Origin of the sequence: Burkholderia pyrrocinia, from assembly GCF_022809715.1 — a bacterium.
GTDB classification, from domain to species: domain Bacteria; phylum Pseudomonadota; class Gammaproteobacteria; order Burkholderiales; family Burkholderiaceae; genus Burkholderia; species Burkholderia pyrrocinia_C.
On record NZ_CP094461.1, the window covers coordinates 62285 to 87531 of the forward strand.

The following is a 25247-nucleotide window of genomic DNA, read 5'->3' on the forward strand; positions in this document are numbered from 1 at the left end:
TTCCGTATGGATACCAGCACTCTCCCTCAACGCCTGACCGATCGAAAGCGTGCGGCCATTATCGACGCGGCGATCGAGGAATTTCTCGCTGCAGGCTACGATGCAACCAGCATGGATCGCATCGCTGCGCGCGCGGACGTGTCGAAGCGTACGGTCTACAACCACTTTCCCGGCAAGGAAACGTTGTTCGCCGCGATCCTGCACAAGCTGTGGGATGCGACCCAAACCGGCAGCTCACCGACTTATCGCACCGACGTGCCGCTGCGCGAGCAACTGCTCGCGTTGCTGGACCGCAAATTGCGCCTGCTGAACGACGATGCGTTTCTCGCACTTGCACGCGTCGCGATCGGCGCGGCCATCCATTCGCCGGAGCGTGCGCGCGACATGGTCGAACGCCTCGGCGAGCGCGAGGAAGACCTGACGGTCTGGGTGCGTGCAGCAGCGGCGGCCGGCCGCCTGTCGGTCACCGATCCGGTGTTTGCCGCGCATCAGTTGCATGGTGTCGTGAAGGCATTTGCATTCTGGCCGCAGGTGACGATGGGCCAGCCGCCGCTCACGGCGCCGGAGCAACAGAAAGTCGCGGAATCGGCCGCCGACATGTTTCTCGCGTACTACGCGCGTCCGGACGACGGCGACGCATTACGCGTCGCGCCGGGTTGACCGCATATCAGGAAGATCGTGTGCGAATCGAATTCGATGCCACGAGCATGGTCGATGCGCGCACAGCGTCGACGAACCGACGAACCGACCGATCCGCAAAAGCGAACGCAGAACCGCTTCCTCAAACGTGATGACTGTCCATCCAGCGGAAACCGGCGATACCCCGACCCACCTGAAGCCTGACGCGAGCGACTACGAATGAAGACGCTGTTGATCGTCTATCACACGATGACCGGAGGCACGCAACAGATGGCCGAAGCGGCGGCCGACGCGGCGCGGGAGCAACCCGGTGTCGACGTCAGGCTGCAGCGCGCGGACGCGACGAGCGCAGACGACGTGCTGGCCGCCGACGCATACCTGTTTGCGACGCCCGAGAATCTTGCGTCGATGTCCGGGCTGATGAAGGACTTTTTCGATCGCTGCTACTACGCGGCGCTCGATCGCGTGAACGGCCGTCCATACGCGGCAATGATTTGCGCGGGAAGCGACGGACAGAACGCGCTGCGCCAGATCGACCGGATCGCGACCGGATGGCGATTGAAGAACGTGGCGCCCGGCCTGATCGTCTGTACTCACGCGCAGACGCCTGAGCGCATCCTCGCGCCGAAGACGATCGACGCCGATGACCGTGCGCGCTGCGCCGAACTCGGCGCGGGTCTTGCCGCGGGGCTCGCGCTGGGCGTCTTCTGATTTCGGACCGGCAGCATTGGCGCTGGTCCGCGCAGACAACGCACGCATCCATGTGCGTCACCGATCCTGCAGACGCCGAACCGGCCGAATGCCGGGACCTTAGCTTCCTTTTGCCGTCACCGGCCGGTGGTATTCGGGCCAAAGACGTTTCACGAGATCGCGCGACGCGCCATACGCATGGCAACTGTCGATCTTGAGCGGCTTGCCTTCGCGGTCGCGGGCGTCGAGCGACGACCGCCGCACACCGACCATCGTTTGATAGGCCGTGGTTGCGATCGGGCCGAGCAATTCCTTCAGATGCGTGCACGTATCGCAGGACGGCAGACGCTTGCGAATCTCGCTGTTCCAGCCGGCACCGATGCTCAGTCCGACGAGCGCCTGCAGCGAGTCGCCGCCGCCCGGGCACTGTGCATACGGATGCGACCGGATGAACGTGGATACGGCGCGGACGACCATGTCGGCGTCGAAGACCAGCGTCACGCCGAGGTCGTGGATCGGCGACAGCGCAGCGACCGTCCGCGTGCCGCCCGGTGGCGTGAAATCGCGGGTCTTGCGGTCCGCGAGGCAGGCCGTCACTTCGAACAGGCCGTCGCTGCGCCGATAGCCGCGCATGTCGATCTGCCGATGGTGAATCTCCTCGCGCGTGATGCCGTCGTGCGGGATGTCGTGTGGGAGAACCATGTATCCGCTCCGCTTCGTACAACCGGTTCTTTAGCAGGCAAGAGGGATGCCGCCGGCCGACCGGGGGCGCCGCGAGACGGGCCGAGGTACGCTGCCGACGACGTTGATCAGGCCATACTACGCATTTTCCGGCATCTTCGTACGCCACGCGATCGATGCGGACGCAACGAGTCGTGCATGGGTCCGGTGCAATCGATGGGCATATCGGGATGTCACGACAGGCTGTGTCGATCAATCGCCAAGTACGTCCCGTTGCCGCGATCGCCGATTCGGATGCAGCCGTCGGCACCGTCCGCGATCCGCAATCGTCTCCGTGGCCGGCGATGCGCTCGCGCGGCACGATCGTTTTCGGCTCCGCAATGCGCAACACCACGCGTCGGGCGTCGATCAGCCGCCGCCGGGCCGACCGTGCCACACGAGACTGGCCCGATTTCCGATGGGGGCCGTGAACGACGTGACTTCCGGAAACGTATCCATATAATGCGCAACACGGCCGCACGGACGCATTTTCCGCCCCCCGGATCGGGCAAATGCAGACCGGCGAGTCAGCCAGCCGTCGCGCGTACCGGTATACTTCCCTCCTGCCTTGTCCGGCATCGTGGCCGGGTGCCTGAAAACAGAGTGGCGTGCGCGATGCGGCCCCGTAGTGTTCCGCATCGGCGGCAGACGGGTCGCACGCGTGGCGGCGAAGCTTTTTTGCGCCGCGCGGAATGGCCGCACGAACCACACCTTATATTCCTGGTGGATTGAATTTATGGGTTTTGAACAACTTGCCGAATTGCGGGCGCAGCTCGCAGCGAAGGCCAAGCAGGAGCGCAACGCGAAGCGACCTGCAGCGCCGACGGACGCCGGCGCGAAGCCGAAGTCCGGCGACCAGCCGGCCCGCGGGGCCAAACCGGGTGCTGGCGCCAAAGCGCAGCACCGCGCGAAGCCCGCTTCGGCGAAGCCGTCGGCGCCGGTCGATCCGGTCATCGTCGCGATCGGCAAACTGCAGCGGAAGTTTCCGCGCGCGTTCCCGAAGAATCCGGCCCCCAAAGTACCGCTCAAGGTCGGCATCTGGGACGACCTCGCACGCGAGGCCCAGGCCGTGGGCCTCAACGAAGCCGAACTGCGTGAAGCGATGTCGACGTGGTGCCGCGGCAACCGCTACTGGTCGTGCCTTGTCGAAGACGCGGTGCGGGTCGATCTGCAGGGCACCGAAGCAGGGCGCGTGACGCATGACGACGCCGCGCGGGCGCGTCGGCTGAAGGCACGCCGTCCCGGCAAGGGTGCGGCGCAATCGTCCAAGGGCGCGCAGCAGCAGCCGAAGGCCGAGCAGCAGGCCGAGGCCGCAGCACCAGCGCCGGAACCGGCGAACGCGGAAGCGCAGATCGACGCCGCGCCGCAAGCCGAGCAGCAGATCGAGCAGCAAACGGCCGGAAACGAGTAACGCGCACTGCGCCGCCGTCGACTGCACGGCGCACCCGCATGCTCTCCGCATGCGGCGAATCACACGACAGACTGACCTGCCTCGAAAGAGGCAGGTCAGGACTGCCTCCACCGGCGGTTGACCCGCCGGCACTCTCCCTGCGACATCAGACCGGCAACGCAACCGGACGAACGGATTCCGTCAATCGGCGCTGCATCTGCGATGCTTCGACTTTGAAGTTTGCGCATGGATAGTACGCATGCCTGATTGCGATGGCACTTCGATCACATAATTCGGTTTCCTAAAATAGTGATATCGGGATCGTCGATCGGCATGTGAACGACCCCGCCCGGCCATCGTGACATGATGACGAGCGATAATCCCGGCTGGATCGTGATGCCACGCGCAGGTTGTTCGGCGCGATGCGGCTTGCATTTCGAAAGGTGCGGGAGGCTTGCACCGACACGAACCGACCCGAAGCCACGGCCACCGTTTTTTAACGTCAATTCAACCGGATCATGAACCCGAGACATTCCGCGATTCTCGTCGCGCTCGCCGCGGCCGCGCTGTTCGGCGCCGCGACACCACTCGCCAAGGCGCTGATCGGCGCAATGTCGCCGTTCATGGTCGCCGGCCTGTTCTATCTCGGCAGCGGCGTCGGGCTCGGCATCGGGATCCTGCTGCGCGGGTTGCGTAACCGCCGCGCACCGGCCGCGGATGCCGCGCCGCTGCAGCGCGCCGACCTGCCGTGGCTGGCCGGCGCGATCGCGGCGGGCGGCGTGGCCGGCCCGGCGTTGCTGATGCTCGGGCTGTCGAGCACGCCGGCTGCGACGAGCGCGCTGCTGCTCAATCTCGAAGGCGTGCTGACGGCCGTCATCGCGTGGGTCGTGTTTCGCGAGAACGTGGATGTGCAGGTGTTCCTCGGAATGGTCGCGATCGTCGCGGGCGGCGCGCTGCTGTCGTGGATACCGGGCCGTGCCGGCGTGCCGGTCGGCGCGCTGCTGATCGTCGGCGCATGCCTGTGCTGGGCGATCGACAACAACCTGACCCGCAAGGTCGCCGCGAACGACGCGATGGTCATCGCGTGCGTGAAAGGGCTGATCGCCGGGCCCGTGAACATCGGCATCGCGCTGGCGACCGGTGCAACGCTGCCCGCCGTGCCGGTCACGGCCGCCGCGATGCTGACGGGGCTCGGCGGCTACGGGATCAGCCTCGTGCTGTTCGTCGTCGCGCTGCGTCATCTCGGCAGCGCGCGTACCGGCGCGTATTTTTCAATCGCGCCGCTGTTCGGCGTGGTGCTGTCGCTGCTGATCTGGCCCGCGCTGCCGCCCGCGACGTTCTGGATCGCCGCCGCGCTGATGGCGCTCGGCATCTGGCTGCATGTGCGCGAACGGCACGAACACACGCATGCGCACGAGCGGCTCGAGCATACGCACCGGCATCGGCACGACGAACATCACCAGCACACGCACGACTTTCCGTACGATGGCAACGAACCGCACACGCATCCGCATGTGCATCTGCCGATCACGCATAGTCACGCGCATTTCCCGGACATTCATCACCGGCATCGGCATTGACTGCGTCGTAAGCGGTGAACGGCCACGACGCATGCGATGCGCATCGCAAGGTGACCGTTTATGGGGCGTGCGTCGAATCGTGCGCCCGTGCATTTCCATCGCCGCTCGATCGCGGCAGCGACAGTGGGTGCGAGCCTAGTCTTCCGTCTGGATCAACCGGATCAGCGAACCGTCCGGATCGATCAGTGCGCCGACCGTGCCGCCCCACGCTTCGCGTGCCGGCCGGTGCGCACGCGGCCAGCCGGCTGCTTGCTCCGGAATGCCGGCTGCGAGCATGTCGTCGAAGAAGGCGCCGACATCCGCGAGCCGGAAACAGCAACTGAACCAGCTCGCGGCCGGATCGAGTTCGGGGTGCGGAAAGAATTCCAGCAACAGGTCGCCGCGTTTGAGGATCATCCAGCCGTCGTCGCGCCACGTTTCGACGAACCCCAGTTTTTCGTAGAAGCGGGACGTGGTTTCGAAATCGCGCGACGGCAGGTTGGGGCTCGCAATGTCGGTCAAGGCGGTTTCTCCGGTTGGCGATGCGACGAAACGCGCGGGCAGCGCAGCCGCCGCGGCTATCGCGCGTGAGGAAAGCAGAAGCCGAAATCTTCGCAGCCCGGGCATCCGGGGGCGGGCCCCGATGGTATGCCGAGCGATGTCGCCACTTCCTGCGCGAGGAATTTTTTCCAGCGCAGGTGAGTGACGTTGCGCGCGGCGAGCGCGGGGAAATAGCGATCGAGCATCGCCGATACCGCATCGCGTCCGTCGAGCCCGAGGTCGCGCCACAGATGGTCGGGGCGCAGGCACGCATGCGCGATGATCGACGCGAGGCAGTCGGCGTCGTCGCGGGTCGCGGCGGGATTCGCGTCGTCCATCAGCCGCGCGTGCAGCGTTGTGACGAATGCCGCGTGGGCGAATGGCAGCAGCGCCATCGCAACCATCGACACGAGTGCGGCGGCATCGGCGGAAGGCAGGCGCGGAAACCGGCGGGCAAGCAGGCCGACCCACTGCGCATGCGACAGGCCAAGCAGCGCGAGTTCGTTGCGCCGTGCGCGTGCCGCAACGAGGGCGCCGAACAGGCGTGTGTCGGGCGTGTCGGCGTTGGCCGCCGCGAGCAGCAGCGCCTGCAACGCCCGTTCATGCGAGGGCGGTTCGGTGCGATCGAGTGCGGCGGTCATCGTGCGCACCCGCGTGACGGCCGGGCGACACGACCCGCGCGAATGCGCGGCGCAAACCGGATCACGATCGCGGCGCTCGTCACGCGTCACTCGACGCCGACGATCACGCTCGATGCCTTGAAGATCGCAGCCGCGACCGTGCCGCTCGCGAGGCCGAGACGATCGACGCTGTCGTTGGTCACGATCGCGACGATTTCGGCGCCGCCCGCGGCCTGGATCACGACTTCCGAATTGACCGCGCCCTTCGCGACCGACGATACGGTGCCCGCGACGCAGTTGCGGGCCGACACCTTGCTGCTGTCGACGTCGACCATCACGATGACCGACGATGCCTTGACGAGCGCGAACGCCTGCGTGCCGGCCGCGAGGCCCAGCGAAGCCGCGCTGCCGTGAGTGATCACGGCGACGATGTCGAGGCCGTCCTGCGTGCGGAGCGTGATTTCGTCGTTGACGGCACCGGGCTTGACGGCGCTGATCCGGCCGGCGAAATGGTTGCGGGCGCTGGTTCGCATGATGACTCTCCGAGGGGATGCCGCTGCCGGAGCGGCAGCGGAAGATGAATGGAAGTGAATCGGGCAGTTTACCGTCAACGCGGGCGTCCCGTCGTTCTCCGGATGCTATGGCGCGAATCAGGAAACCCCTTTGCGCAAGGCGTTTCACGAAGCCGACGCCATATACCGAGGCCTATGACGCTTGGGCCATTACTCGTTCGCCGCGGGGGGCGACGCGGCAGGGGCGGCACGCGCGGTGGCGGGCCGGGCATCCCGTGCGGTCGCCGCGTTGTCGCTGTCCCATCCGCCGCCAAGCGCGAGGAACAGCTTCACCTGATCGGCGGCGACCTGCCCTTCGGCCGCCGCGACCTGCGCCTGCACGCTCGTCAGCGTGCGCGTCGCGTCGAGGTCGGAGAGGAACGACTCGCGGCCGGCCGCGTAGAGACGATGGGTTTCGTCGGCGGAATTGCGCGCCGATTCGTAGGCCGTGCGCAGTGCATCGGTGCGCTGCACGTCGGCGGCATAGGTCGCGAGGCTCGACTGCGTTTCGCGCAGCGCGTTCAGCACGACACCGTCGAAGTGCGCGAGCGCGCCGCCCGTCGCAGCCTCGGCTTCGCGTACACGCGCACGCTGGCCGTTGACGGGAAATGACCAGCTGATCAGTGGTCCGAACGACCAGCGATTGGTCGTGGACGAAAACAGGTCGGCGGCGAGGCCGACCGAGCCGGCCGACGCGCCGATGCTGACCGACGGGTACAGCGCGGCGGTTGCCACGCCGATTCGCGCGGTTGCAGCGGCAAGCTGCCGCTCGGCTTCGCGAACGTCGGGGCGGCGGCGCAGCAGCGCGGCGCCGTCGCCGATCGGAATCGGCTGGCGCAGCTTGGGCAGGCGTTCGCATTCGGCGACGGCCTTCGGCAGGTCGGCCGGCGAGCGCGCGAGCAGCGCGGCGAGCTGGTATTGCGCGACCTTGCGGCGGCCTTCGAAGCGCGGGATATCGGCGGCGAGCGTGCGCACCTGCGTCACGCCGCGCGTCACGTCGGTCTGGTTGCCGCGTCCGGCATCGCGCAACCGCTGCGACAGCGCGACGCGCTGCTTCTGCAGCGCGAGCGACTGCTTCGCGATCGCCAGCTCGTCGCCGGCCGAGCACGATTCGACGTACGCCCGCACGACGTCGGCGACGACCGTGATGCGCGCCAGGTCGCCGGCCGCCCTGACGGCTTCGCTGTCCGCGCGCGCGGCTTCGACGCCGCGCCGCAGCTTGCCGAACAGGTCGATCTCGTACGACACGTTGAAACCGACCGCGCCTTCGTTGACGATCGGCAGCTTGTTTTCGAGCAGGTACTGTTCAGCCGATTCCTGTGCGCGTTGCACGGCCGCCTCCGCGCCGCCCGAGAATCCGCCCTGTTCGTTCGCGACTGCCAGCGCCGCGCGCGAGCGCGCGAGGTTGGCAGCGGCGACGCGCAGGTCGGTGTTCGACTTCAGCGCGCTGCGCACGAGCTCGTCGAGCACGGGATCGTCGTATAGCTGCCACCAGTTACCGGGCACCGCATCACGCGATACGAGCATGCCGTTCGCGTCGTCGAGCGCATGGTTCGCCAGCGGCGCATTCACGTACGCCTGCTGCGGCAGCTTGTAATCGGGGCCGACGGACTTGCACGCGCCGAGTGCGAGCGCGAGCGGCGCGAGTGCCGCCGCGAGGCGCAGACCGTGCCGTTTCATCGCGATGCTCCCGCCGTGCTCGCGGCCGCACCGGAAGCCGCCGATACCGGCGCGACTGCCGACGTCGCGCTGGCGGCTGCCGGCTTCGCGTTGTCGCTGCGGCGCGTGTCGGCTTCGCGCATCGAAACCGTCGCGGTGCGGCCCGCGATCATCCGGAAGTCGTCGGGCACCTCGTCGAGCACGACGCGCACCGGCACGCGCTGCGCCAGCCGCACCCAGCTGAATGCCGGGTTCACGTTCGGCAGCAGGTTCGCACCCTGCGTGCGGTCGCGGTCCTCGATCGCGGCGACGATGCTCTGCACGTGGCCGCGCAGCGCATGCGGCTCGCCCATCACGACGATGTCGACCGGCTGGCCGATATGAATGCCGCGCAGCTTGGTTTCCTCGAAGTAGCCGTCGACGCGGAACGAATTGCGGTCGACGACCGACAGCACCGCGCGGCCGGCCGGCACGTATTCGCCGACGCGCGGCGCGCGGTCGTTCAGGTAGCCGTCGACCGGGCTCACGATCGTCGTGCGCTGCAGGTTCAGTTTCGCGGTGTCGAGCGACACCTGCGCATCGGCGACGGCGGCCTCGCCCTGTTCGACGCGCGTGCGGCTTTCCTCGACCTGCTCGCTCGCGACGAGGTTGCCGAGCTGCAGGTTGCGCGCGTATTCGCGCTTTGCCTGTGCGAGCGTCGCGCGGCGCTGCGCGAGCGTCGCTTCGGCGAGCCGCTCCGCGAGCGTGTAGCGGGCCTGGTCGATCACGAACAGCACCTGGCCGCGTTTGACCTCCTGGTTGTCGGCGACCTGTACCGACGTGATGAGGCCCGACACGTCCGGCGCGACCTGGATCACGTCGGCGCGCACGTGCCCGTCGCGCGTCCACGGCGAGAACATGTAGTAGTTGATGATCCGCCACAGCACGAGGCCGGCCACGACGACGACGATCAGGGTGAGCAGGATTTGCCCTGCCGAGAGCCAGGATTTTTTCACGTTAGGTAGCCGCGAGATGGTGGGAAACGATCACGACGGCGGCAAACACGAACACGTAGATGCCGAGGTCGAAGATCGAACGGTGCCAGACGAGGCGGTAGAAGCCGACGCGCTCGAGCACCGCGCGCACGACGATGTTGATCAGGTAGGCGATCAGCATCAGCACGAGCGGAGCCGGCACGAATACGCCGAAGATGTCGATTTCGCCGATCATGGTCGCGCTCGGAAAGACAGGTTGGAAAGCCGGATCATGCGCGTGCTCCGCCCGGTGCCTGCGGCGCTTGTGCGGCCGCGGCCGGATACAGCGACAGGCGCAGGCCGACGAGCGCGTGCAGCGTGTCGCGCAGCCGGCGGTGCGTGGCAGGCGTGGCCGGCACTGCGGGCGCTGTACCGCCGTCGGCCGGTGCGTTGCCCGGCAGGTTGCGGCCGGCCACGCGGTGCAGCGCATCGTCGATCGACGCGAGCAGCGCCGGCGGCGCGGGCTGGCGCGCGTTCGCGGCCGCGCAGCGCGCGTAGTGGTCGGTGACGCCGGCCAGCACGCGATCGATCGCGTCGGGCACGTCGCCCGACAGCCGGCGGCGCGAGCGGCGCAGGTCGAGCGCGTTCAGCGCGATGCGCAGGTCGCGGAAGCTTTCGATCGACGGGTGGCGGTGGTCGTCGGATGCGCCGAGACGCGGCAGCAGTTGCGTGACGCGATCGAGCATCCGCGATGCGTGGTTGCGCTGGTCGTCGAGCGGCTGTGTCGATGCGGAGCGCACGACGTCCTCCCAGCCCGAGCGCAGCAGGCGCCGCACCGCGAGTTCCGCGCCGAACGGCCGCGTCGCGCGTGTCCAAAGATACGCAAACAACAGCCCGGCAACGCCGGCGAGATTGCTGTTCAGGAACACGAAGAAGTCGGCTTCGTAGGCGCTCTGGATGCTGATGAAGGTGGCCGTATTCACCGCGACGAGCATCGTCACCATATTGAACTGCGGGCGCGGCAGCAGCGTGCCGATCAGGATGAACGGGCCCGCGAACATCAGCACGAGCATCGCGAAGTCGTGCACGTGCGGCAGCACGACGAACAGGTAGAGGCCCGCGAACACGACGCTCGCGGCCGTCGACAGGAAAAACTTGAACACCAGCGGCGCGGGTTCGTCGAGCGCGGCGAAGAAGCTGCACGACACGGCCACGAGCGTGACGGCGGCCGCGCCGTCGTGCCAGCCGGACGAGATCCACAGCCAGCATGCGAACACGATCGCGAGCACGACGGTCAGCGTGGAGAACAGCATCATCCCGCGATCGAAGAAGCGCTCGGTGCCGCCGAGCCGCCAGTGCCGGTAGCGCGGCTGCCAGATGCCCGACTCGTTCGCGATCAGCGCGCGCAGCGAGCGGCAGTCCTGCCAGATGTCGATGACCTGGCGCAGCCGCCACAGCGCATTCGACAGCAGCGCGCCGTCCCAGCTCGTCAGCGCGCTGTCGGCGGGCTGCAGCGCGGCGATGCGCTCGCGCAGATCATCCGCGACCGGATCGTGGGCCATGTCGCCGTCGGTGCCGGATTTCACGGCCGGCAGCGGTGCGTCGAACCACTTCGCGGCGTCGGCCAGCAGCGCATCGAGCGCGGGTGGGCGCACGTGCAGGTCGCGCATCAGCGCGATCAGCGGATCGGCGAGCGACGACATCAGCGGCAAGAACAACTGCATCCGGCCCGCGAGCGCCTGCGCCCGCGCGAGGATGCTCGGATGCGCATGGTCGTAACCCAACTGGCTCAGCAGGAATTCGAGGCCGGTGATCGTCGTCGCGAGGCGCTGCCGGCACGCGGACAGCGCCTTGCCGGCGATATGCCCGGACAGCGTCTCGCGACCGTAGAACGCGGCGTCCTTGAACCATGCGTCGGTGCGCTCGATCAGCGTCGGCGCGAGCCGGTTCGGAAACACGGCGCTGCCGACCACGCTCGCGCACACGATGCCGAGCACGATTTCCTCGGTGCGCGCGATCGCGACGTCGAATACCGTGGACGGATCGGTCACGGTCGGCAGCGCGATCAACGGCATCGTATAACCGGCGAGCATGAACACGTAGCTGCGTGCGGTGCGGTCGGAGATCGCGAGGTAGAGCAGCGTGCCGCACCACGTCGCGACGATGATGCTGAACAGGATCGGCGTTTCGACGAACGGCGGCACGAAGAAGATCGCGGCGGCCGCGCCGAGCGCGGTGCCGAGCGCGCGATACAGCGCCTTCGAGCGCGTCGCGCCGACGAACGGGTTCGACACGATGTAGACGCTCGCCATCGCCCAGTACGGGCGCGGCAACTGGAAATACAGGCCAAGGTACAGCGCCAGCATCGACGCGGCGAACGTCTTGCCCGAGAACAGCCAGTCGCGAAGGCTCGGATAGGTCATGACGCGGAATCGGCGGCGTGGGGCGGGTGCGGCGCGGGCTGCGCCGCGTCGGACGCGTTGAAGGCGTTCAGCACGCGCAGCGTCGTTTCGAGATCGGCGCGCGTGACGCCCTTGAGCACCTGTGCGCGTAGCACGCGCAGGTCTTCCTCCATCTTCGCGGTGACCGCGCGGCCGGCGGCCGTCAGCGAGATCGTTTTCGCGCGGCGGTCGTGCGGATCCTCGTCACGGCGCGCGAGGCCGGCCGCGCACAGCTGGTCGAGCAGGCGCACGAGCGACGGCCCTTCGATGCCGACGTGTTCGGCGAGCGTGCCCTGCCGTACGCCTTCGCCGAGGCGGCCGGCGATCAACAGCGGCGTCGCGCAGGCTTCGGACACGTTGTACGCGTTCAGCACGCCGTCGCTGGTACGGCGCCACTTGCGCGCGGACAGCACGAGCAGGCTGCTGACGGCGAGGCGGAGGTCGTGCAGATTGGTCATGGGCGAGATGATAGGGGCAAAAACATTCGATAGCAAACTATCGGTTTGTTGTCACCCGCGTGTCATGTCGCATCAGGATGGCTGGCTGACGATGCAGGCTACTGCGACCGTTGCATAGCGCACGCTCTGCGTTCCCTCCATTCATCGGCGACGCTGTTGCCCGGGCGGACGAGATAGCGCACGGTGAGCCCGGGCGCGTTTGCGCTTACCGCACGTGCGGCTGCAACGCGCGCAACCAATACGACACTGCAACCGCGCCGCCATCCGGCGTGCCGATCGCGCGCTCGCCGAGATAGCTCGCACGCCCCGCGCGCGGCGTCATGCGCGCCGTTTGCTGCGCACCGTGTTCGGCGGCCTCGACGGCCGCCGTCCAGGCGCTCGCGGGATCGCGATCGCCGTCGAGCGCGTGGTCGAATGCATCGGCGGCCGGCACCAGCGCATCGAGCATCGTCCGGTCGCCGGCGTGCGCGCCGCCGAGTTCGCTGATCGAATCCACCGCACCGCGGAACGCCGCGGCCCAGTCGCGCGCCGACGGCTCCGCGATATCGGCCAGCCGGCGCGACGCGCGCAGCAGCGCGGTCGCATAGAACGGTCCCGAACTGCCGGCAATGGCACGGCGCAACGCGGCGCCGAGCGCCGCGAGCGCACCGGCCGGCGTGCCGTACACGGCTTCGGGCAATTCGAGAATCGCCTGTGCGGCACGCAGCATGCTCGCGCCGAGATCGCCGTCGCCGGCCGCCGCATCGAGGTCGGTCAGCGTCTGCTCGTGATCGATCAGCGTCTGCGCGACCGCGTGCAGCGCCGGCTGCAGGCGCGCGGCCCACGCGCGGCCGGCCGCATCGAGCGGCGGCAGCGGCGCGTCGTGCGAGTCGGCCGCGGCCACGCGGATGTGCGCATTCACGGCACCGCCGCCCGGCCATGCACGCGCCTGCGTCGGCGCGTCGAGCAGCGCCGCGCGTTCTTCGTTCAGCCGCAGCACCGAGATCGAGCAGCCGGGCATGTTCAGCGCCGACAGGAACGTGCCGGCCCACGCGCGCGCGACGACGATGCCGCGCCGGCTCAGGTTGTCGTATGCGGCGCGCAGCACGATCGCGAGTTCCATGTCCGGCGTCGCGCCGAGACCGTTGACGAACAGCGCGACGCGCTCGCCGCCGTCGAGCACGAGATCGGCGACGATGCTCGACAGCAGCGTGTCGACCAGCGCGTCGGCCGGCATTGGCGTGCGGCGTTCGACGCCTTTCTCGCCGTGGATGCCGAGGCCGAGCTCGATCTCGTGATCGGCGAGGCTGAAGCCCGATTTGTCGGCGCCCGGGATCGTGCAGCCGTCGAGCGCGACGCCCATCGTGCCGAGCTCGGCCGCCGCTTCGCGCGCGATTCCCGCGACGCGGGCGAGCGGCAGCCCGCGCGCGGCGGCCGCGCCGGCGAGCTTGTGGATCAGCACGGTGCCGGCGATCCCGCGCCGCTGGCCGCGCTCGACACGGCTGCGCAGCGATACGTCGTCGGCGACGATGACGATCTCGACCGGAATGCCTTCCGCCCGCGCGAGCTCGGCGGCGAGCCCGAAATTGAGCCGGTCGCCCGTGTAGTTCTTCACGATCAGCAGCGCGCCGTTCGGGCCGGCGCTCGCGCGGATCGCGGCAAGCACGGCGTCGGTGGACGGCGACGTGAACACTTCGCCGCACACGGCCGCGCTCAGCATCCCTTCGCCGACGTAGCCGCCATGCGCGGGCTCGTGGCCGCTGCCGCCGCCGGAGAGGATCGCGACGGGCCGTTGCGCCGGCTCGGGCAGCGGCTGGCGGACGAGCACGAGCTCGTCGCCGAGGATCGCGAGATGCGGCGACTGCCGCGCGATGCCTTCCAGCATTTCTCGCACGACATCGGACGGGCGGTTCACAAGCTTCTTCATGGCGACGGTTCCTGACGGGTGAACGGGGCTCGGTCGGGCACGCGCGGGCGCCGGACGGCTTTCGTGCAGCGGATGATCGTGCGGGTGCCCTGTCGCAGGCAGGGTCGGCATCGCCGACCGGATGCGGCGACGGGCGCGCGCTTCGCGCCACGATACATCAGGTCGGGACGTCGCTGCACGGATCGCGGGCGCGATCGTGCCGTGCCGGGGCGAGCGATGGTCCGCCCGGGGGATGCTGCTACTTCGCCGCCGCGATCTCCTTCGCGCGAATCAGCCGCGCGCGCAGCACGTTGCGGCTGATGCCGAGCAGCCGCGCCGCCTGGATCTGGTTGCGGTGGCTGAACTCGAACGCGACGCGCATCACGGTGTCCTCGATGCGTTCGAACAGGTTGCCGTGCCCGTCGTCGAACAGGTCGCGCAGCGCGCGTTCGAGCGCGTCCTGCGCGGCGGCGGACGCATCCGGCGCGCGCGCGGCGGCCGCCGGCATGCACGGCGATGCAATGTGCAGGTCGGTGTCCTGCAGCGAATCGTGACGGCTTACGAGCAGCGCATGATGGATCACGTTCTCCAGTTCGCGGATATTGCCGGGCCAGCCGTGCGCCTCGAGCCTGCGCTCGGCGCGCGGATCGATGCTGCGCGGCCCGTAGCCGAGGCGGCTGCGGTAGTCGTCGAAGAAGTGGCGCGCGAGCGGCAGGATGTCGCCCGGTCGCTCGCGCAGCGTCGGCACCGCGAGCTGCACGACGTTGAGCCGGTAGAACAGGTCGCCGCGAAAATGCCCGGTCGCGACCGCCTGCTGCAGGTCGACGTTGGTCGCGGCGACCACGCGCACGTCGATCGGCATGCTCGTGCGCGAACCGAGCCGCACGACCTCGCGCTCCTGCAGCACGCGCAGCAGCTTGACCTGCATCGACAGCGGCAGGTCGCCGATCTCGTCGAGAAACAGCGTGCCGCCGTTCGCGGCTTCGAACCAGCCCGGTTTCGCGCTGAACGCGCCCGTAAACGCCCCTTTCTCGTGGCCGAACAGTTCGCTCTCGACCAGCGTTTCGGAGAACGCGCCGCAGTTCACGGCGACGAACGGCCCGTTGTTGCGGCGGCTGAGGCTGTGCACGTGGCGCGCGATCAGTTCCTTGCCGGTGCCCGTCTCGCCGACGATCAGCACGTTCGCGTCGCTCGGTGCGACGAGGCGAATCCGCTCGAGCAGCGCGACCGAACGCGGATCGACGAACACCTGCGCGCGGGCGCGGATCGACGTCGCGAGCGCAGGCCGGTCGGGCAGCGTGAGGACGGGCGCGAGGCGTTCGGCTGTTTGCCTGGCGTCGGACGGGCCCGGCTCGTCGCGGGACGGCGTGACGACGCGCAGGTCGGCTGCGCGAGGCGATACGGAATGGGATGTCATGGCTGTGTAGGCATCGGGTCGCTGCGCGGATCGGTCAGGTTCGCGATGAACGTTGCTGACCGGGTGCTGCGTGATCAGCAGAGTGTTCAACGTTTTGCGCAACGCGGGAAACATCGATTTCTGATAACCAATGCCGGATTGCTGCGCTGGACGCAGTTGCGTAACGCGATGTCGCCCGGTTAAGCGAAATGCGGCGTGCGGACGTTGATAAAGCATCGGTTTCGACACTGCCGCAGCGATGTGCCGCGTTGCGGCGACACGCGATCGCTGCGAACGGGTGCCGCGTGCGTTCCGGATTCCAAGCGGAAACGGAAAGATGCCCAAGACATACATCGTGCTGCTGATCAGGAAGCAGCGAATCAGCACAGCTGTTTCCCGTGATTCATCTCGCTGCGGAATATGGTTGTGATGCGCCGGCTGGCACGCTTATCGACATGCGGTGATCGGCGAATACGCCGCGACAGGCTGTCGATTGCGACGCATTTCGTCATGCATACGATCGTTTTTCATGGCGATCGCAGCATTGGCACGCTCCTTGCGGAACCATGACGTGACGGGTGCGTTGGCGCCCGACTCGACAATGGGAATGCAACCAATGAGCAATGCGATCAATGTGGTCGCGATATCGGGCGGCCTGCAACGGCCGTCGCGCACGCTGGCGCTGACCGACGCGATCGTCGCGGCGCTCGGCGCCGCGCTGCCGATCGATACGCGGCTGATCGAACTCGGCGAGATCGGCGGCCGGCTGGCCGGTGCACTGACGCGCGCGCAGGTGCCGGCCGACCTCGAAGCGCTGATCCGCGCGATCGAGACGGCCGACGCGCTCGTCGTCGCGAGCCCCGTGTATCGCGCGTCATACACGGGCCTCTTCAAGCACCTGTTCGACCTCGTGCGTCACGACGCGCTCGTCGATGTGCCCGTGCTGCTCGCCGCCACCGGCGGCAGCGAGCGCCATGCGCTCGTGATCGATCATCAATTGCGGCCGCTGTTCAGTTTCTTCCAGGCGCGCACGCTGCCGATCGGCGTGTACGCATCCGAAAGCGATTTCGACCGATACGAAATCGCGAACCCGGCGCTGCGCGCGCGCATCGCGCTCGCCGTCGATCGCGCGGTGCCGCAACTGCGCCCGCATGCGCTTTCCGCCGCGGCCGCGTAAGCCGCTTCCGTTTTCCCTTCGACCAGGACACCTTCATGAGCCTTACCGACCCTTCCGCCGACGGCGTCAAATTCGCGTACTGGGTGCCGAACGTCAGCGGCGGCCTCGTCGTCAGCACGATCGAGCAGCGCACCGACTGGAGCCTCGAATACAACCAGCAGCTCGCGCGCACGGCCGAAGCGGCCGGCTTCGACTACGCGCTGAGCCAGATCCGCTTCACGGCCGGCTACGGCGCCGAATACCAGCACGAGTCGGTGTCGTTCAGCCAGGCGCTGCTGCATGCGACGACGAAGCTCAAGGTGCTCGCCGCGATCCTGCCGGGGCCGTGGCATCCGGCGGTGGTTGCGAAGCAGCTCGCGACGATCGATCACATCTCGAACGGACGCATCGCGATCAACGTCGTGAGCGGCTGGTTCAAGGGCGAATTCACCGCGATCGGCGAACCGTGGCTCGAGCACGACGAACGCTATCGGCGCTCGAAGGAATTCATCCAGGCGCTGAAGGGCATCTGGACGCAGGACAACTTCACGTTCAAGGGCGATTTCTACCGCTTCAACGACTACACGCTGAGCCCGAAACCCGTGCAGAAACCGCATCCGGAGATCTTCCAGGGCGGCAGCTCGCGCGCGGCGCGCGACAACGCGGCGAGCGTGTCCGACTGGTATTTCACGAACGGCAATACGCCGGAGAACCTGAAGGCGCAGATCGACGACATCCGCGCGAAGGCAGCCGCGAACAACCATCGCGTTCGCATCGGCGTCAACGCGTTCGTGATCGCGCGCGATACCGAGGAAGAGGCGCGGGCCGTGCTCGACGACATCGTCCGGCACGCGCACGTCGAGGCCGTGCATGCGTTCGGCGATGCGGTGAAAGAGGCCGGCAAGGCGTCGCCGGAAGGCGAAGGCAACTGGGCGAAATCCACGTTCGAGGATCTCGTGCAGTACAACGACGGCTTCCGCACGAACCTGATCGGCACGCCGCAGCAGATTGCCGAACGGATCGTCGCGCTGAAGGCGATCGGCGTCGATCTCGTGCTGGCCGGATTCCTGCATTTCATCGAGGAAGTCGAGTACTTCGGCCAGCGCGTGCTGCCGCTCGTGCGCGAACTCGAGGCGCAGCGGCAGGCAGTCGCCGCGTGACGGATGCCGGCCGGCGCGCGGCTCGCGATTGCGGGAGTCCGCGCCGCGCCGGCGCGGCACTCACGCCACGCCCGCCATCTTCGATGCATCGACAACCATCTGCACGCCGAGGCTGCCGAGGATGAGGCCCATTGCCCAGCGCTGCGCGAGCAGCAGCGTCGGGCGCCCGTGCAGGAATTTCGCGATGCTGCTCGAACAGATCGCCACCAGCCCGTTTGCCGACGCGAACGCGGCGATCAGCAGTGAACCGAGAAACAGCGACTGGCCGAACACGCTGCCTTGCCGGTAGTCGATGAACTGCGGCAGCAGCGACACGAACAGCATCGCGAGCTTCGGATTCAGCACGCTGGTCGTCGCGCCCATCGCCAGCAGCCGCAGCGGCTGCTCGTTCGGCAGCGCCCGCACCTCGAACGGCGAACGCCCGCCGGGCCTGACCGCCTGCCATGCGAGGTACAGCAGGTAGGCCGCACCGACCGCACCCAGCACGCTGCCCGCATAAGGCACGCTCATGAACAGCGTCGTGATGCCGAACGCCGCGCCGAACATGTAGAACAGGTAGCCGATCATCACGCCGGCCAGCGAAATGAGCCCGGCCGCGCGCCCTTGCGCGATCGAGCGCGACATCACGTAGACCATGTTCGGCCCCGGCGTGACCGCGAGCATGCCGCCGATGACGAGAAATCCGTAAAGCGATCCGGACGTATGCATGTTTTCCGCTTCCTGCAACGAGTGCTGACGGGATTCATTGTCCGACCGTGGAGGCGAACAGTAAAACGGGATAAACTGAATCGATTGATCAGATTCTCTGAATAAAATGAAAAAGCTCGACCTCGATGTGCTGGCGATGGTGGTGGCTGTCGCGGAATCCGGATCGTTCGCGCACGGCGCGCAGGCCGTGCATCGTTCGCCGTCGGCGGTGAGCATGCAGATCAAGGCGCTGGAAGACGCGCTCGGCAAGCCGCTTTTCATCCGCGACACGCGCAACGTGACGGCTACCGACGACGGCAGGACGCTCGCCGAATACGGCCGCCGGATGCTGGCGATGCGCGACGAGGCGTGGGCATCTGTCGTGCGCCCGGAGATCCGCGGCCGCGTGACGATCGGCGTGCCCGACGACTACATTTCGTCGCTGCTGCCGCAGGTGCTCGGCAAATTCGCGGCGATGCACCCGCGCGTGGAAGTGCGCGTGATCGGCCAGCCGAGCAGCGCGCTCGTGCCGATGCTGAAGGACAACACGGTGGACCTCGCTTGCCTCACGCGGATCAAGGGCGTGACCGGCGAGCTGATCCGGCTCGAGCCGCTCGTGTGGGTCGGGTCGCCGAAACGCAACGTATGGGAGGAGCGGCCGCTGCCGGTGGCCTTCTTCACGCACGGCGGCAGCATGGCGCGCGATCACGCGGTCAAGGCGCTGAACCGGCGGAAGATCCCGTACCGGATGTCGTACGAAAGCCCGAGCCACCTGGGCCTTCTCAGCATGGTGGAGGCCGGGCTCGCGGTCGCGCCGCTGGCGCGCTGCTGCATTCCCGATCATCTCGTGCAGCTGTCGGAAAGCCACGGGCTGCCGCCGCTGGGCGAACTCGAGGTCGTGCTCGCGCGCAGCGCGCAGTCCGCGCGCCCGCCGTGCGACTACCTGGCCGAGCAGATTCTCGGCGAATGGCGTACCTGAGCCCGGGCGGCCCGCCGGCGGCCGTGTTTCAGCACGACGCCAGCAGCCATTCGCGGAACGCGACGAGCGAAGGCAGCGTCTCGGTCCCCGGCGGATAGACGAGGTAGTAGCTGCGCTGGCTGGTGATCGCGTCGCCGATCGACACGAGTTCGTTGCGGCTCAGTTCGTCTTCCACCAGCACCTTCGGCACCAGCCCGATCCCCATCCCGGCCCGCACGGCCTGGATCAGGTGCGACGTCAGTTCGAAGCTCGGGCCGATGCGCATCTGGCGATGATCGAGCCGATAGTGCGTGAACCATTCCGCCCACGCCTGCTGGTTGCTCGTCACGCCCAGCAGCGTCTGCTTCGCGGCCCAGGCCGGCGAGCGCGCGCCGGCCTTGCGGCTGCCCGCATCGGGGCTCGCGATCGCGATCAGGAACTCGTTGTACAGCCGATGCGCGTGCAGGCCGGGCCAGTCGTCCGCGCCGACGGTGATGGCCGCGTCGAGGTCGTCGTTGAGGAAATCGATCGCGCCGATCCGCGAATGAAGATGCACGGTCACGCCCGGATGCGCGGCGTAGAAGTCGTGCAGGTGCGGCAGCAGCCATTTCGAGCCGAACGTCGGCAAGGTCGCGAGCCGCAGCGTGCCGGCGCCTGCCTGGTGGGACATGGCCTGCAGCGTCGCGCCGCGGATGCGCCCCAGTGCGCCGCTCAGCTCGACGAAGTAGCGGCGCCCGACTTCGGTCAGCTTCACGGAGCGGCCCTCGCGCCGGAACAGCGGCACGCCGAGCTGATCCTCGAGCGTCTGGACCTGCCGGCTGATCGCGCTCTGGCTCAGCGACAGTTCCTCGGCTGCGCGCGTGTAGCTTTCGTGCCGCGCGGCTGCCTCGAACACGAGCAGCAGCGACATCGACGGGGTGAGGCGACGGTAATTCATGAGTTTTATGCAATATTCGCCGGGCGAGAATTCGTTTGTTTCTCGCGGAATTTACCAAGATACTGGAATTCCCGGTTGCATGGAAACTTGCTCAAAACTCATGTTTCGAAGCACGCGAGCACACCGGTTCACCCACCTTGCGCCTTTACCCCATGTCGATCGCCCCGTTGCCCCGTCCCGCCAGCCCGCCCGCGAACGCGTACCGTGACTTTCTCGCCGCGCTGCAGGCCGCCGGGTTCGCCGGGGAAATCCGCGCGGACCATGCGAACCGGACGGTCCAGGCCACCGACAACTCGATCTACCAGCGCCTGCCGCAAGCGGTGATCTGCCCCGCGCATGCGGACGACGTCCGGCTGGTGGCCCGGCTGCTCGCGGAACCCGCGCACCGCGACGTCGCGGTGGCCGCGCGCGGCGGCGGCACGGGCACCAACGGGCAGTCGCTGACCGACGGCGTGGTCGTCGACCTGTCGCGCAACATGAACCGGATCCTCGAAATCGACGTCGAGCAGCGCTGGGTGCGCGTGCAGGCGGGCGTCGTCAAGGATCAGCTCAATGCGGCGCTGAAGTCGCACGGGCTGTTTTTCGCGCCGGAGCTGTCGACGTCGAACCGCGCGACCGTCGGCGGGATGATCAACACCGACGCGAGCGGGCAGGGCAGCTGCACGTACGGCAAGACGCGCGACCACGTGCTCGAGCTGGACTTCGTGCTGATGGGCGGCGAGCAATTGCACAGCGCCGCACTCGCTGACGACGAGCTGGAGCGCCGCTGTGCGCGGCAGGACCGCGTCGGCAAGGTCTACCGCACCGCGCGGCGCATCAGCGACGACAAGGCGGCGCTGATCGAAGCGAAGTTTCCGAAGCTCAATCGCTGCCTGACCGGCTATGACCTCGCGCACCTGCGCGAACCCGATGGCCGCTTCAACCTGAACAGCGTGCTGTGCGGCGCAGAGGGCTCGCTCGGCTTCGTCGTCGAGGCGAAGCTCAACGTGTTGCCGATCCCGAAGTATGCAGTGCTGGTCAACGTGCGCTACGCGGGTTTCATGGACGCGTTGCGCGATGCGCGCGCGCTGATCGAGCACCAGCCGCTGTCGATCGAGACGGTCGACTCGAAGGTGCTGATGCTCGCGATGAAGGACTTCGTGTGGAGCAGCGTGGCCGAATATTTTCCTCAGGACGACCAGCGGCCGACGCTCGGCATCAACCTGATCGAATTCAGCGGCGACGACGCGGACGACGTCGATGCGCGCGTGCGCGCGTTCGTCGACCACCTGCGCACCGATACGAGCGTGGAGCGCCTCGGCCATACGCTCGCGGCAGGCGACGATGCGGTTAAGCGCGTATATGCGATGCGCAAGCGCGCGGTCGGCCTGCTCGGCAACGTGCAGGGCGAGGCGCGTCCGCAGCCGTTCGTCGAGGACACCGCGGTGCCGCCCGAAAACCTCGCTGCGTATATCGCCGAATTCCGCGCGCTGCTCGACGGCCACGGGTTGCAGTACGGAATGTTCGGCCATGTCGACGCGGGCGTGCTGCACGTGCGTCCGGCGCTCGACATGAAGGATCCGCGGCAGGCCGCGCTGGTGCGGCCCGTGTCGGATGCGGTGGCCGAGCTCACGCAGCGTCACGGCGGCCTGCTGTGGGGCGAGCACGGCAAGGGCGTGCGCTCCGAATATGCGCCGGCGTTTTTCGGCGAGCTGTATCCGTCGCTGCAGCAACTGAAGGCCGCGTTCGATCCGCACAACCAGTTCAACCCGGGCAAGATCGCGACGCCGCCGGAGAACACGATGCGGCTGCTGAAGATCGACGAAGTGCCGACGCGCGGCGACCACGACCGGCAGATCGACGAGAGCGTGTGGCAGAGCTATGGCACCGCGATGCACTGCAACGGCAACGGCGCGTGCTACAACTTCGATCCGGACGATGCGATGTGCCCGTCGTGGAAGGCGACGCGCGAACGCGTGCATTCGCCGAAGGGGCGCGCGTCGCTGATGCGCGAATGGTTGCGCCTGCAAGGGCAGGCCGGTGTCGACGTCGTCGCGGCGGCGCGCGCGGCAGCCGTTCCTGAGCGGCGTTGCCGCCCGCTGGCGCAACAGCCGCGCCGCGCGCAGCGGCGCGGCCGACTTCTCGCACGAGGTGTACGACGCGATGGCCGGGTGCCTCGCCTGCAAGTCGTGTGCGGGACAGTGCCCGGTCAAGGTCAACGTGCCCGAATTCCGTTCGCGCTTTCTCGAGCTGTATCACCGTCGTTATCAGCGGCCGCTGCGCGACTACCTGATCGGCTCGCTCGAATTCACGATGCCGTGGATGGCGCGGGTGCCCGCGCTGTACAACGGGCTGATGCGTGCGGGGTGGGTGCGCACGCTGCTGGAGCGGCAGGTCGGCATGGTCGACAGCCCGCTGCTGAGCCGCTTCGATCTCGCGGCCGTGATTCGGCAATGGCGCGTGAAGCCGGCCGACCCGCACGCGCTCGCGGCGCTGAGCGACGCGCAGCGCGCGCGCAGCGTCGTCATCGTGCAGGACACGTTCACGCGTTATTTCGATACCGAGCAACTGGCGACGCTGATCGAGCTGGCGGCGCGCGTGGGTTTTCAGGTGTGGCTCGCGCCGCTCGCGCCGAACGGCAAGGCGCTGCATGTGCAGGGCTTTCTGCGGGCGTTCGAGAAGGCGGCGATCCGTAATGCCGCGCAGCTTGCGGCGCTCGCGCAGTCGGGCGTCGCGCTGGTCGGCCTCGATCCGGCGATGACGCTCACGTATCGGCAGGAATACCTGAAGGTGACGGGGCTCACCGATGTGCCGAAGGTCGCGCTGCCGCAGGAATGGCTGCTGCAGGCGCTGCCGGAAGCCGGCGCGGGCGGCGTGTCCGGTGCATACCGGCTGCTGCCGCACTGTACCGAGAAGACCAATGCGCCCGACAGCGGCAAGCAATGGGCGCAGGTATTCGCGCGGCGCGGGCTGCGTTTGCAGGTTCAGGCGACCGGGTGCTGCGGGATGTCCGGCACGTATGGGCACGAGGCGCGCAACCTGCAGACGTCGAAGACGATCTATTCGCAGTCGTGGGCCGCGCACGTCGATGCGCCGGAGGACCAAGGCGAGGCGCTGGCGACCGGGTATTCGTGCCGCAGCCAGGTGAAACGCATGTCGTCGACGCGGTTGCGTCATCCGTTGCAGGCGCTGCTCGATCACGTTCGTGCGTCGGGGTGACGATCGGGCGGCGCGCGCTGCGCTGCCTGTGTGACGGCATCGCGCGTCGCGCGGCAATCTCAGTGCCGCCATCGACGCATGCGAAAGGGTCAGTCAGGAATCGGCTTTCGCGGTTTTCCGCGCACGCGGCTTGTCGGCCGCGGGAAACGCGCCGACGCCGCGCGGCCGTTTCGGTTCGATCCGCATTTGCCGGATCACGCGCCGGAAGTCGATCTCGTGCGCGGCCAGCGCGCCGATCAGCTTCGCGATGACCGCGAGGTGGGAGGGCACCGTGCCCTTGCTCGAATAGTTCGTGATCGAGCTTTCGTTCATCCGGATCAGACGCGCGAACTCGCGCGACGTCAGCTGCGCTTTTCTCAACTCCTGCTGAAATTCGGTATACGCCATTGCACACATGTTGCTTCGTCTCCGTGATTCAGAAATCGGCCCGCACGGCGCCGGCGCCGACGGGTGGCGTTCCCGTCGTGCCGGCGCCAACGCGGGTTACATCTTGACCTGGTCGAGGAAGGTCTTCTTGCCGGTCTTGTAGCCGTAGATCGAGATGATCCCGTGCGTCAGGTCGCCCTTCGCGTCGAACGTCGTCGTGCCGATCACGCCGTCGTATTTCGTCGCCGGCATCGCCGTGAGGATCTTCGCCGGGTCCGTCGAGTTCGCGCGCTTCATCGCGTCGACGGCGATGTAGACCGCGTCGTACGCGAACGGCGCATCGAACTTGATGCCCTGGTTGAAGCGCTTCTCGTACTTGGCGACGAACGCAGCACCGCCCGGCATCTTCTCGAGCGCCGCGCCGGCTTGCGAGCACAGCACGTTGTCGGCTGCCGGGCCGGCCAGCTCGGCCAGCGAGTCGGTGCACACGCCGTCGCCGGACAGGATCTTCGCGCGCAGGCCGAGCTGCTTCGCCTGCTTCGCGAGCGGGCCGCCGGTGGCGTCCATGCCGCCGTACATGATCGCGTCGGGGTTCTCGCCCTTGATCTTCGTGAGAATCGCGCGGAAGTCGACCGCCTTGTCGTTGGTCGCATCGTGCGACAGCACCTTCAGGCCAAGCGCCTTCGCCTTCTTCTCGAACTCGTTCGCGAGGCCCTGGCCGTAAGCGGTCGAATCGTCGATCACCGCCACGCTCTTCACGCCCTTCGACTGCGCGTAGCTTGCGAGCGCCGGGCCCTGCTGCGCGTCGGTCGCGACGACGCGGTAGGTCGTCTTGAAGCCTTGCTGCGTGTAGGTCGGGTTGGTGGCCGACGGCGAGATCTGCACGATGCCCGCATCGCTGTAGATCTTCGACGCCGGGATCGACGTGCCCGAGTTCAGGTGGCCGATGACGGCGACGACCTTGTCGTCGACGAGCTTCTGCGCGACCTGCGTCGCCTGCCGCGGGTCGGCCGCGTCATCCTGTGCGTCGAGCTGCAGCGTGATCTTCTTGCCGCCGATCGTCAGCCCCTTCGCATTGATTTCCTCGACCGCGAGGCGCGCGCCGTTCTCGTTGTCCTTGCCGAGGTGCGAAATGCCGCCCGTCGTCGGTTCGACGCTGCCGATCTTCACGACCTGGTCGGCCATCGCGGTCGACGCTGCCGCGAACGCAGCGGCGGCCAGTGCAACGGTGATCAGGGGTTTGCAGCGCATGCCGACAATGCTTCGTTCCATCTGCCATCTCCG

Annotated in this window: 23 protein-coding genes and 1 pseudogene; 8 read left to right on the forward strand and 16 right to left on the reverse strand. The window is 67.7% G+C overall.

Going from position 1 to position 25247, the window contains the following annotated elements; translation table 11 throughout:
- Window positions 1-6 precede the first annotated feature (6 nt).
- Together MRS60_RS30670 and MRS60_RS30675 are read left to right on the forward strand one after the other, a co-directional pair.
- Window positions 7-660: a TetR/AcrR family transcriptional regulator gene (locus tag MRS60_RS30670; protein WP_243567179.1), complete on the forward strand. Its 654-nt coding sequence runs from the start codon at window positions 7-9 to the stop codon at window positions 658-660.
- Window positions 661-858: 198 nt separating this feature from the next.
- Window positions 859-1350 (forward strand): flavodoxin family protein, encoded by a 492-nt coding sequence (locus MRS60_RS30675; protein ID WP_175945059.1) that lies wholly within the window; start codon window positions 859-861, stop codon window positions 1348-1350.
- Between the two features lie 99 nt (window positions 1351-1449).
- Here MRS60_RS30675 and MRS60_RS30680 read toward each other — a convergent pair whose 3' ends face one another.
- Entirely contained in the window at window positions 1450-2031 is a 582-nt protein-coding gene (locus MRS60_RS30680; protein WP_105393178.1) for a DUF2889 domain-containing protein, read from the reverse strand.
- Window positions 2032-2785: 754 nt separating this feature from the next.
- Here MRS60_RS30680 and MRS60_RS30685 point away from each other — a divergent pair.
- Window positions 2786-3460 carry a ProQ/FinO family protein gene (locus MRS60_RS30685; RefSeq protein ID WP_243567418.1) on the forward strand — a complete coding sequence of 225 codons (675 nt, stop codon included), beginning with the start codon at window positions 2786-2788 and terminating at the stop codon, window positions 3458-3460.
- Between the two features lie 263 nt (window positions 3461-3723).
- Here the strand turns inward: MRS60_RS30685 and MRS60_RS30690 are convergent, their stop codons facing one another.
- Window positions 3724-3972: a hypothetical protein gene (locus MRS60_RS30690; RefSeq protein ID WP_146120898.1), complete on the reverse strand. Its 249-nt coding sequence runs from the start codon at window positions 3970-3972 to the stop codon at window positions 3724-3726.
- Between MRS60_RS30690 and MRS60_RS30695 the strand changes: the two genes are divergently transcribed.
- Window positions 3958-5019: a DMT family transporter gene (locus tag MRS60_RS30695; RefSeq protein ID WP_034182546.1), complete on the forward strand. Its 1062-nt coding sequence runs from the start codon at window positions 3958-3960 to the stop codon at window positions 5017-5019. The two genes, MRS60_RS30690 and MRS60_RS30695, sit on opposite strands and share 15 nt — an antisense overlap.
- 135 nt (window positions 5020-5154) lie before the next feature.
- Here the strand turns inward: MRS60_RS30695 and MRS60_RS30700 are convergent, their stop codons facing one another.
- The 10 genes from MRS60_RS30700 to MRS60_RS30745 form a co-directional block, all read right to left on the reverse strand.
- Window positions 5155-5520 (reverse strand): bleomycin resistance protein, encoded by a 366-nt coding sequence (locus MRS60_RS30700; RefSeq protein WP_243567180.1) that lies wholly within the window; start codon window positions 5518-5520, stop codon window positions 5155-5157.
- Between the two features lie 56 nt (window positions 5521-5576).
- A complete protein-coding gene (locus MRS60_RS30705) occupies window positions 5577-6179 on the reverse strand; it encodes a nitrogen fixation protein NifQ (protein ID WP_243567182.1) in 603 nt (200 codons plus the stop codon).
- 86 nt (window positions 6180-6265) lie between these two features.
- Window positions 6266-6691, reverse strand: a complete 426-nt coding sequence (locus tag MRS60_RS30710) for a TOBE domain-containing protein (protein WP_034182544.1) — start codon at window positions 6689-6691, stop codon at window positions 6266-6268.
- 189 nt (window positions 6692-6880) lie between these two features.
- Window positions 6881-8389, reverse strand: a complete 1509-nt coding sequence (locus MRS60_RS30715) for an efflux transporter outer membrane subunit (protein WP_243567183.1) — start codon at window positions 8387-8389, stop codon at window positions 6881-6883.
- Entirely contained in the window at window positions 8386-9363 is a 978-nt protein-coding gene (locus MRS60_RS30720; RefSeq protein ID WP_243567184.1) for an efflux RND transporter periplasmic adaptor subunit, read from the reverse strand. Before MRS60_RS30720 ends, MRS60_RS30715 begins: the two co-directional genes overlap by 4 nt.
- A 1-nt stretch (window position 9364) precedes the next feature.
- The gene (locus MRS60_RS30725) at window positions 9365-9577 is read right to left on the reverse strand and encodes a DUF1656 domain-containing protein (RefSeq protein ID WP_034182541.1); all 213 of its coding nucleotides are present in this window, start codon (window positions 9575-9577) and stop codon (window positions 9365-9367) included.
- Between the two features lie 34 nt (window positions 9578-9611).
- A complete protein-coding gene (locus MRS60_RS30730; RefSeq protein WP_243567186.1) occupies window positions 9612-11744 on the reverse strand; it encodes an FUSC family protein in 2133 nt (710 codons plus the stop codon).
- Window positions 11741-12220, reverse strand: coding sequence for a MarR family winged helix-turn-helix transcriptional regulator (locus MRS60_RS30735; protein ID WP_175749275.1), 480 nt, complete (start codon window positions 12218-12220; stop codon window positions 11741-11743). Before MRS60_RS30735 ends, MRS60_RS30730 begins: the two co-directional genes overlap by 4 nt.
- Before the next feature lie 205 nt (window positions 12221-12425).
- Window positions 12426-14126, reverse strand: a complete 1701-nt coding sequence (locus tag MRS60_RS30740; RefSeq protein WP_243567187.1) for a dihydroxyacetone kinase family protein — start codon at window positions 14124-14126, stop codon at window positions 12426-12428.
- Window positions 14127-14364: 238 nt separating this feature from the next.
- On the reverse strand, window positions 14365-15522 hold the full coding sequence (locus MRS60_RS30745; RefSeq protein ID WP_175749273.1) for a sigma-54 interaction domain-containing protein: 1158 nt from the start codon (window positions 15520-15522) through the stop codon (window positions 14365-14367).
- 595 nt (window positions 15523-16117) lie between these two features.
- On the opposite strand from MRS60_RS30745, the gene msuE reads away from it, so the two are divergent.
- Window positions 16118-16678, forward strand: coding sequence for an FMN reductase (msuE, locus tag MRS60_RS30750; RefSeq protein ID WP_034182537.1), 561 nt, complete (start codon window positions 16118-16120; stop codon window positions 16676-16678).
- A 35-nt stretch (window positions 16679-16713) separates the two neighbouring features.
- Window positions 16714-17817 carry a dimethylsulfone monooxygenase SfnG gene (gene sfnG, locus MRS60_RS30755; protein ID WP_034182536.1) on the forward strand — a complete coding sequence of 368 codons (1104 nt, stop codon included), beginning with the start codon at window positions 16714-16716 and terminating at the stop codon, window positions 17815-17817.
- A gap of 60 nt (window positions 17818-17877) precedes the next feature.
- On the opposite strand, the gene MRS60_RS30760 is transcribed toward sfnG, so the two are convergent.
- On the reverse strand, window positions 17878-18525 hold the full coding sequence (locus MRS60_RS30760; protein ID WP_105392027.1) for a LysE family translocator: 648 nt from the start codon (window positions 18523-18525) through the stop codon (window positions 17878-17880).
- Window positions 18526-18631: 106 nt separating this feature from the next.
- Between MRS60_RS30760 and MRS60_RS30765 the strand changes: the two genes are divergently transcribed.
- Entirely contained in the window at window positions 18632-19483 is an 852-nt protein-coding gene (locus tag MRS60_RS30765; RefSeq protein WP_034182535.1) for a LysR substrate-binding domain-containing protein, read from the forward strand.
- A gap of 28 nt (window positions 19484-19511) precedes the next feature.
- Here MRS60_RS30765 and MRS60_RS30770 read toward each other — a convergent pair whose 3' ends face one another.
- Complete coding sequence (locus MRS60_RS30770) at window positions 19512-20399, reverse strand: LysR substrate-binding domain-containing protein (protein WP_243567189.1); 888 nt, start codon at window positions 20397-20399, stop codon at window positions 19512-19514.
- A gap of 152 nt (window positions 20400-20551) precedes the next feature.
- Here MRS60_RS30770 and ydiJ point away from each other — a divergent pair.
- A pseudogene (gene ydiJ / locus MRS60_RS30775) lies at window positions 20552-23597 on the forward strand (D-2-hydroxyglutarate dehydrogenase YdiJ).
- A 93-nt stretch (window positions 23598-23690) separates the two neighbouring features.
- Here the strand turns inward: ydiJ and MRS60_RS30780 are convergent.
- Window positions 23691-23993, reverse strand: a complete 303-nt coding sequence (locus tag MRS60_RS30780) for a hypothetical protein (RefSeq protein WP_034182532.1) — start codon at window positions 23991-23993, stop codon at window positions 23691-23693.
- Between the two features lie 87 nt (window positions 23994-24080).
- Window positions 24081-25235 carry a branched-chain amino acid ABC transporter substrate-binding protein gene (locus tag MRS60_RS30785; RefSeq protein WP_243567190.1) on the reverse strand — a complete coding sequence of 385 codons (1155 nt, stop codon included), beginning with the start codon at window positions 25233-25235 and terminating at the stop codon, window positions 24081-24083.
- Window positions 25236-25247: the final 12 nt, after the last annotated feature.

What these genes read in the sequence shown, in the direction of transcription:
- MRS60_RS30670 (WP_243567179.1), top strand. Translation starts at nt 7, where the DNA reads ATGGATACCAGCACTCTCCCTCAACGCCTGACCGATCGAAAGCGTGCG.
- MRS60_RS30675 (WP_175945059.1), top strand. Translation starts at nt 859, where the DNA reads ATGAAGACGCTGTTGATCGTCTATCACACGATGACCGGAGGCACGCAA.
- MRS60_RS30680 (WP_105393178.1), bottom strand. Translation starts at nt 2,031, where the DNA reads ATGGTTCTCCCACACGACATCCCGCACGACGGCATCACGCGCGAGGAG.
- MRS60_RS30685 (WP_243567418.1), top strand. Translation starts at nt 2,786, where the DNA reads ATGGGTTTTGAACAACTTGCCGAATTGCGGGCGCAGCTCGCAGCGAAG.
- MRS60_RS30695 (WP_034182546.1), top strand. Translation starts at nt 3,958, where the DNA reads ATGAACCCGAGACATTCCGCGATTCTCGTCGCGCTCGCCGCGGCCGCG.
- MRS60_RS30690 (WP_146120898.1), bottom strand. Translation starts at nt 3,972, where the DNA reads ATGTCTCGGGTTCATGATCCGGTTGAATTGACGTTAAAAAACGGTGGC.
- MRS60_RS30705 (WP_243567182.1), bottom strand. Translation starts at nt 6,179, where the DNA reads ATGACCGCCGCACTCGATCGCACCGAACCGCCCTCGCATGAACGGGCG.
- MRS60_RS30710 (WP_034182544.1), bottom strand. Translation starts at nt 6,691, where the DNA reads ATGCGAACCAGCGCCCGCAACCATTTCGCCGGCCGGATCAGCGCCGTC.
- MRS60_RS30715 (WP_243567183.1), bottom strand. Translation starts at nt 8,389, where the DNA reads ATGAAACGGCACGGTCTGCGCCTCGCGGCGGCACTCGCGCCGCTCGCG.
- MRS60_RS30725 (WP_034182541.1), bottom strand. Translation starts at nt 9,577, where the DNA reads ATGATCGGCGAAATCGACATCTTCGGCGTATTCGTGCCGGCTCCGCTC.
- MRS60_RS30730 (WP_243567186.1), bottom strand. Translation starts at nt 11,744, where the DNA reads ATGACCTATCCGAGCCTTCGCGACTGGCTGTTCTCGGGCAAGACGTTC.
- MRS60_RS30735 (WP_175749275.1), bottom strand. Translation starts at nt 12,220, where the DNA reads ATGACCAATCTGCACGACCTCCGCCTCGCCGTCAGCAGCCTGCTCGTG.
- MRS60_RS30740 (WP_243567187.1), bottom strand. Translation starts at nt 14,126, where the DNA reads ATGAAGAAGCTTGTGAACCGCCCGTCCGATGTCGTGCGAGAAATGCTG.
- MRS60_RS30745 (WP_175749273.1), bottom strand. Translation starts at nt 15,522, where the DNA reads ATGACATCCCATTCCGTATCGCCTCGCGCAGCCGACCTGCGCGTCGTC.
- msuE (WP_034182537.1), top strand. Translation starts at nt 16,118, where the DNA reads ATGAGCAATGCGATCAATGTGGTCGCGATATCGGGCGGCCTGCAACGG.
- sfnG (WP_034182536.1), top strand. Translation starts at nt 16,714, where the DNA reads ATGAGCCTTACCGACCCTTCCGCCGACGGCGTCAAATTCGCGTACTGG.
- MRS60_RS30760 (WP_105392027.1), bottom strand. Translation starts at nt 18,525, where the DNA reads ATGCATACGTCCGGATCGCTTTACGGATTTCTCGTCATCGGCGGCATG.
- MRS60_RS30765 (WP_034182535.1), top strand. Translation starts at nt 18,632, where the DNA reads ATGAAAAAGCTCGACCTCGATGTGCTGGCGATGGTGGTGGCTGTCGCG.
- MRS60_RS30770 (WP_243567189.1), bottom strand. Translation starts at nt 20,399, where the DNA reads ATGAATTACCGTCGCCTCACCCCGTCGATGTCGCTGCTGCTCGTGTTC.
- MRS60_RS30780 (WP_034182532.1), bottom strand. Translation starts at nt 23,993, where the DNA reads ATGTGTGCAATGGCGTATACCGAATTTCAGCAGGAGTTGAGAAAAGCG.
- MRS60_RS30785 (WP_243567190.1), bottom strand. Translation starts at nt 25,235, where the DNA reads ATGGAACGAAGCATTGTCGGCATGCGCTGCAAACCCCTGATCACCGTT.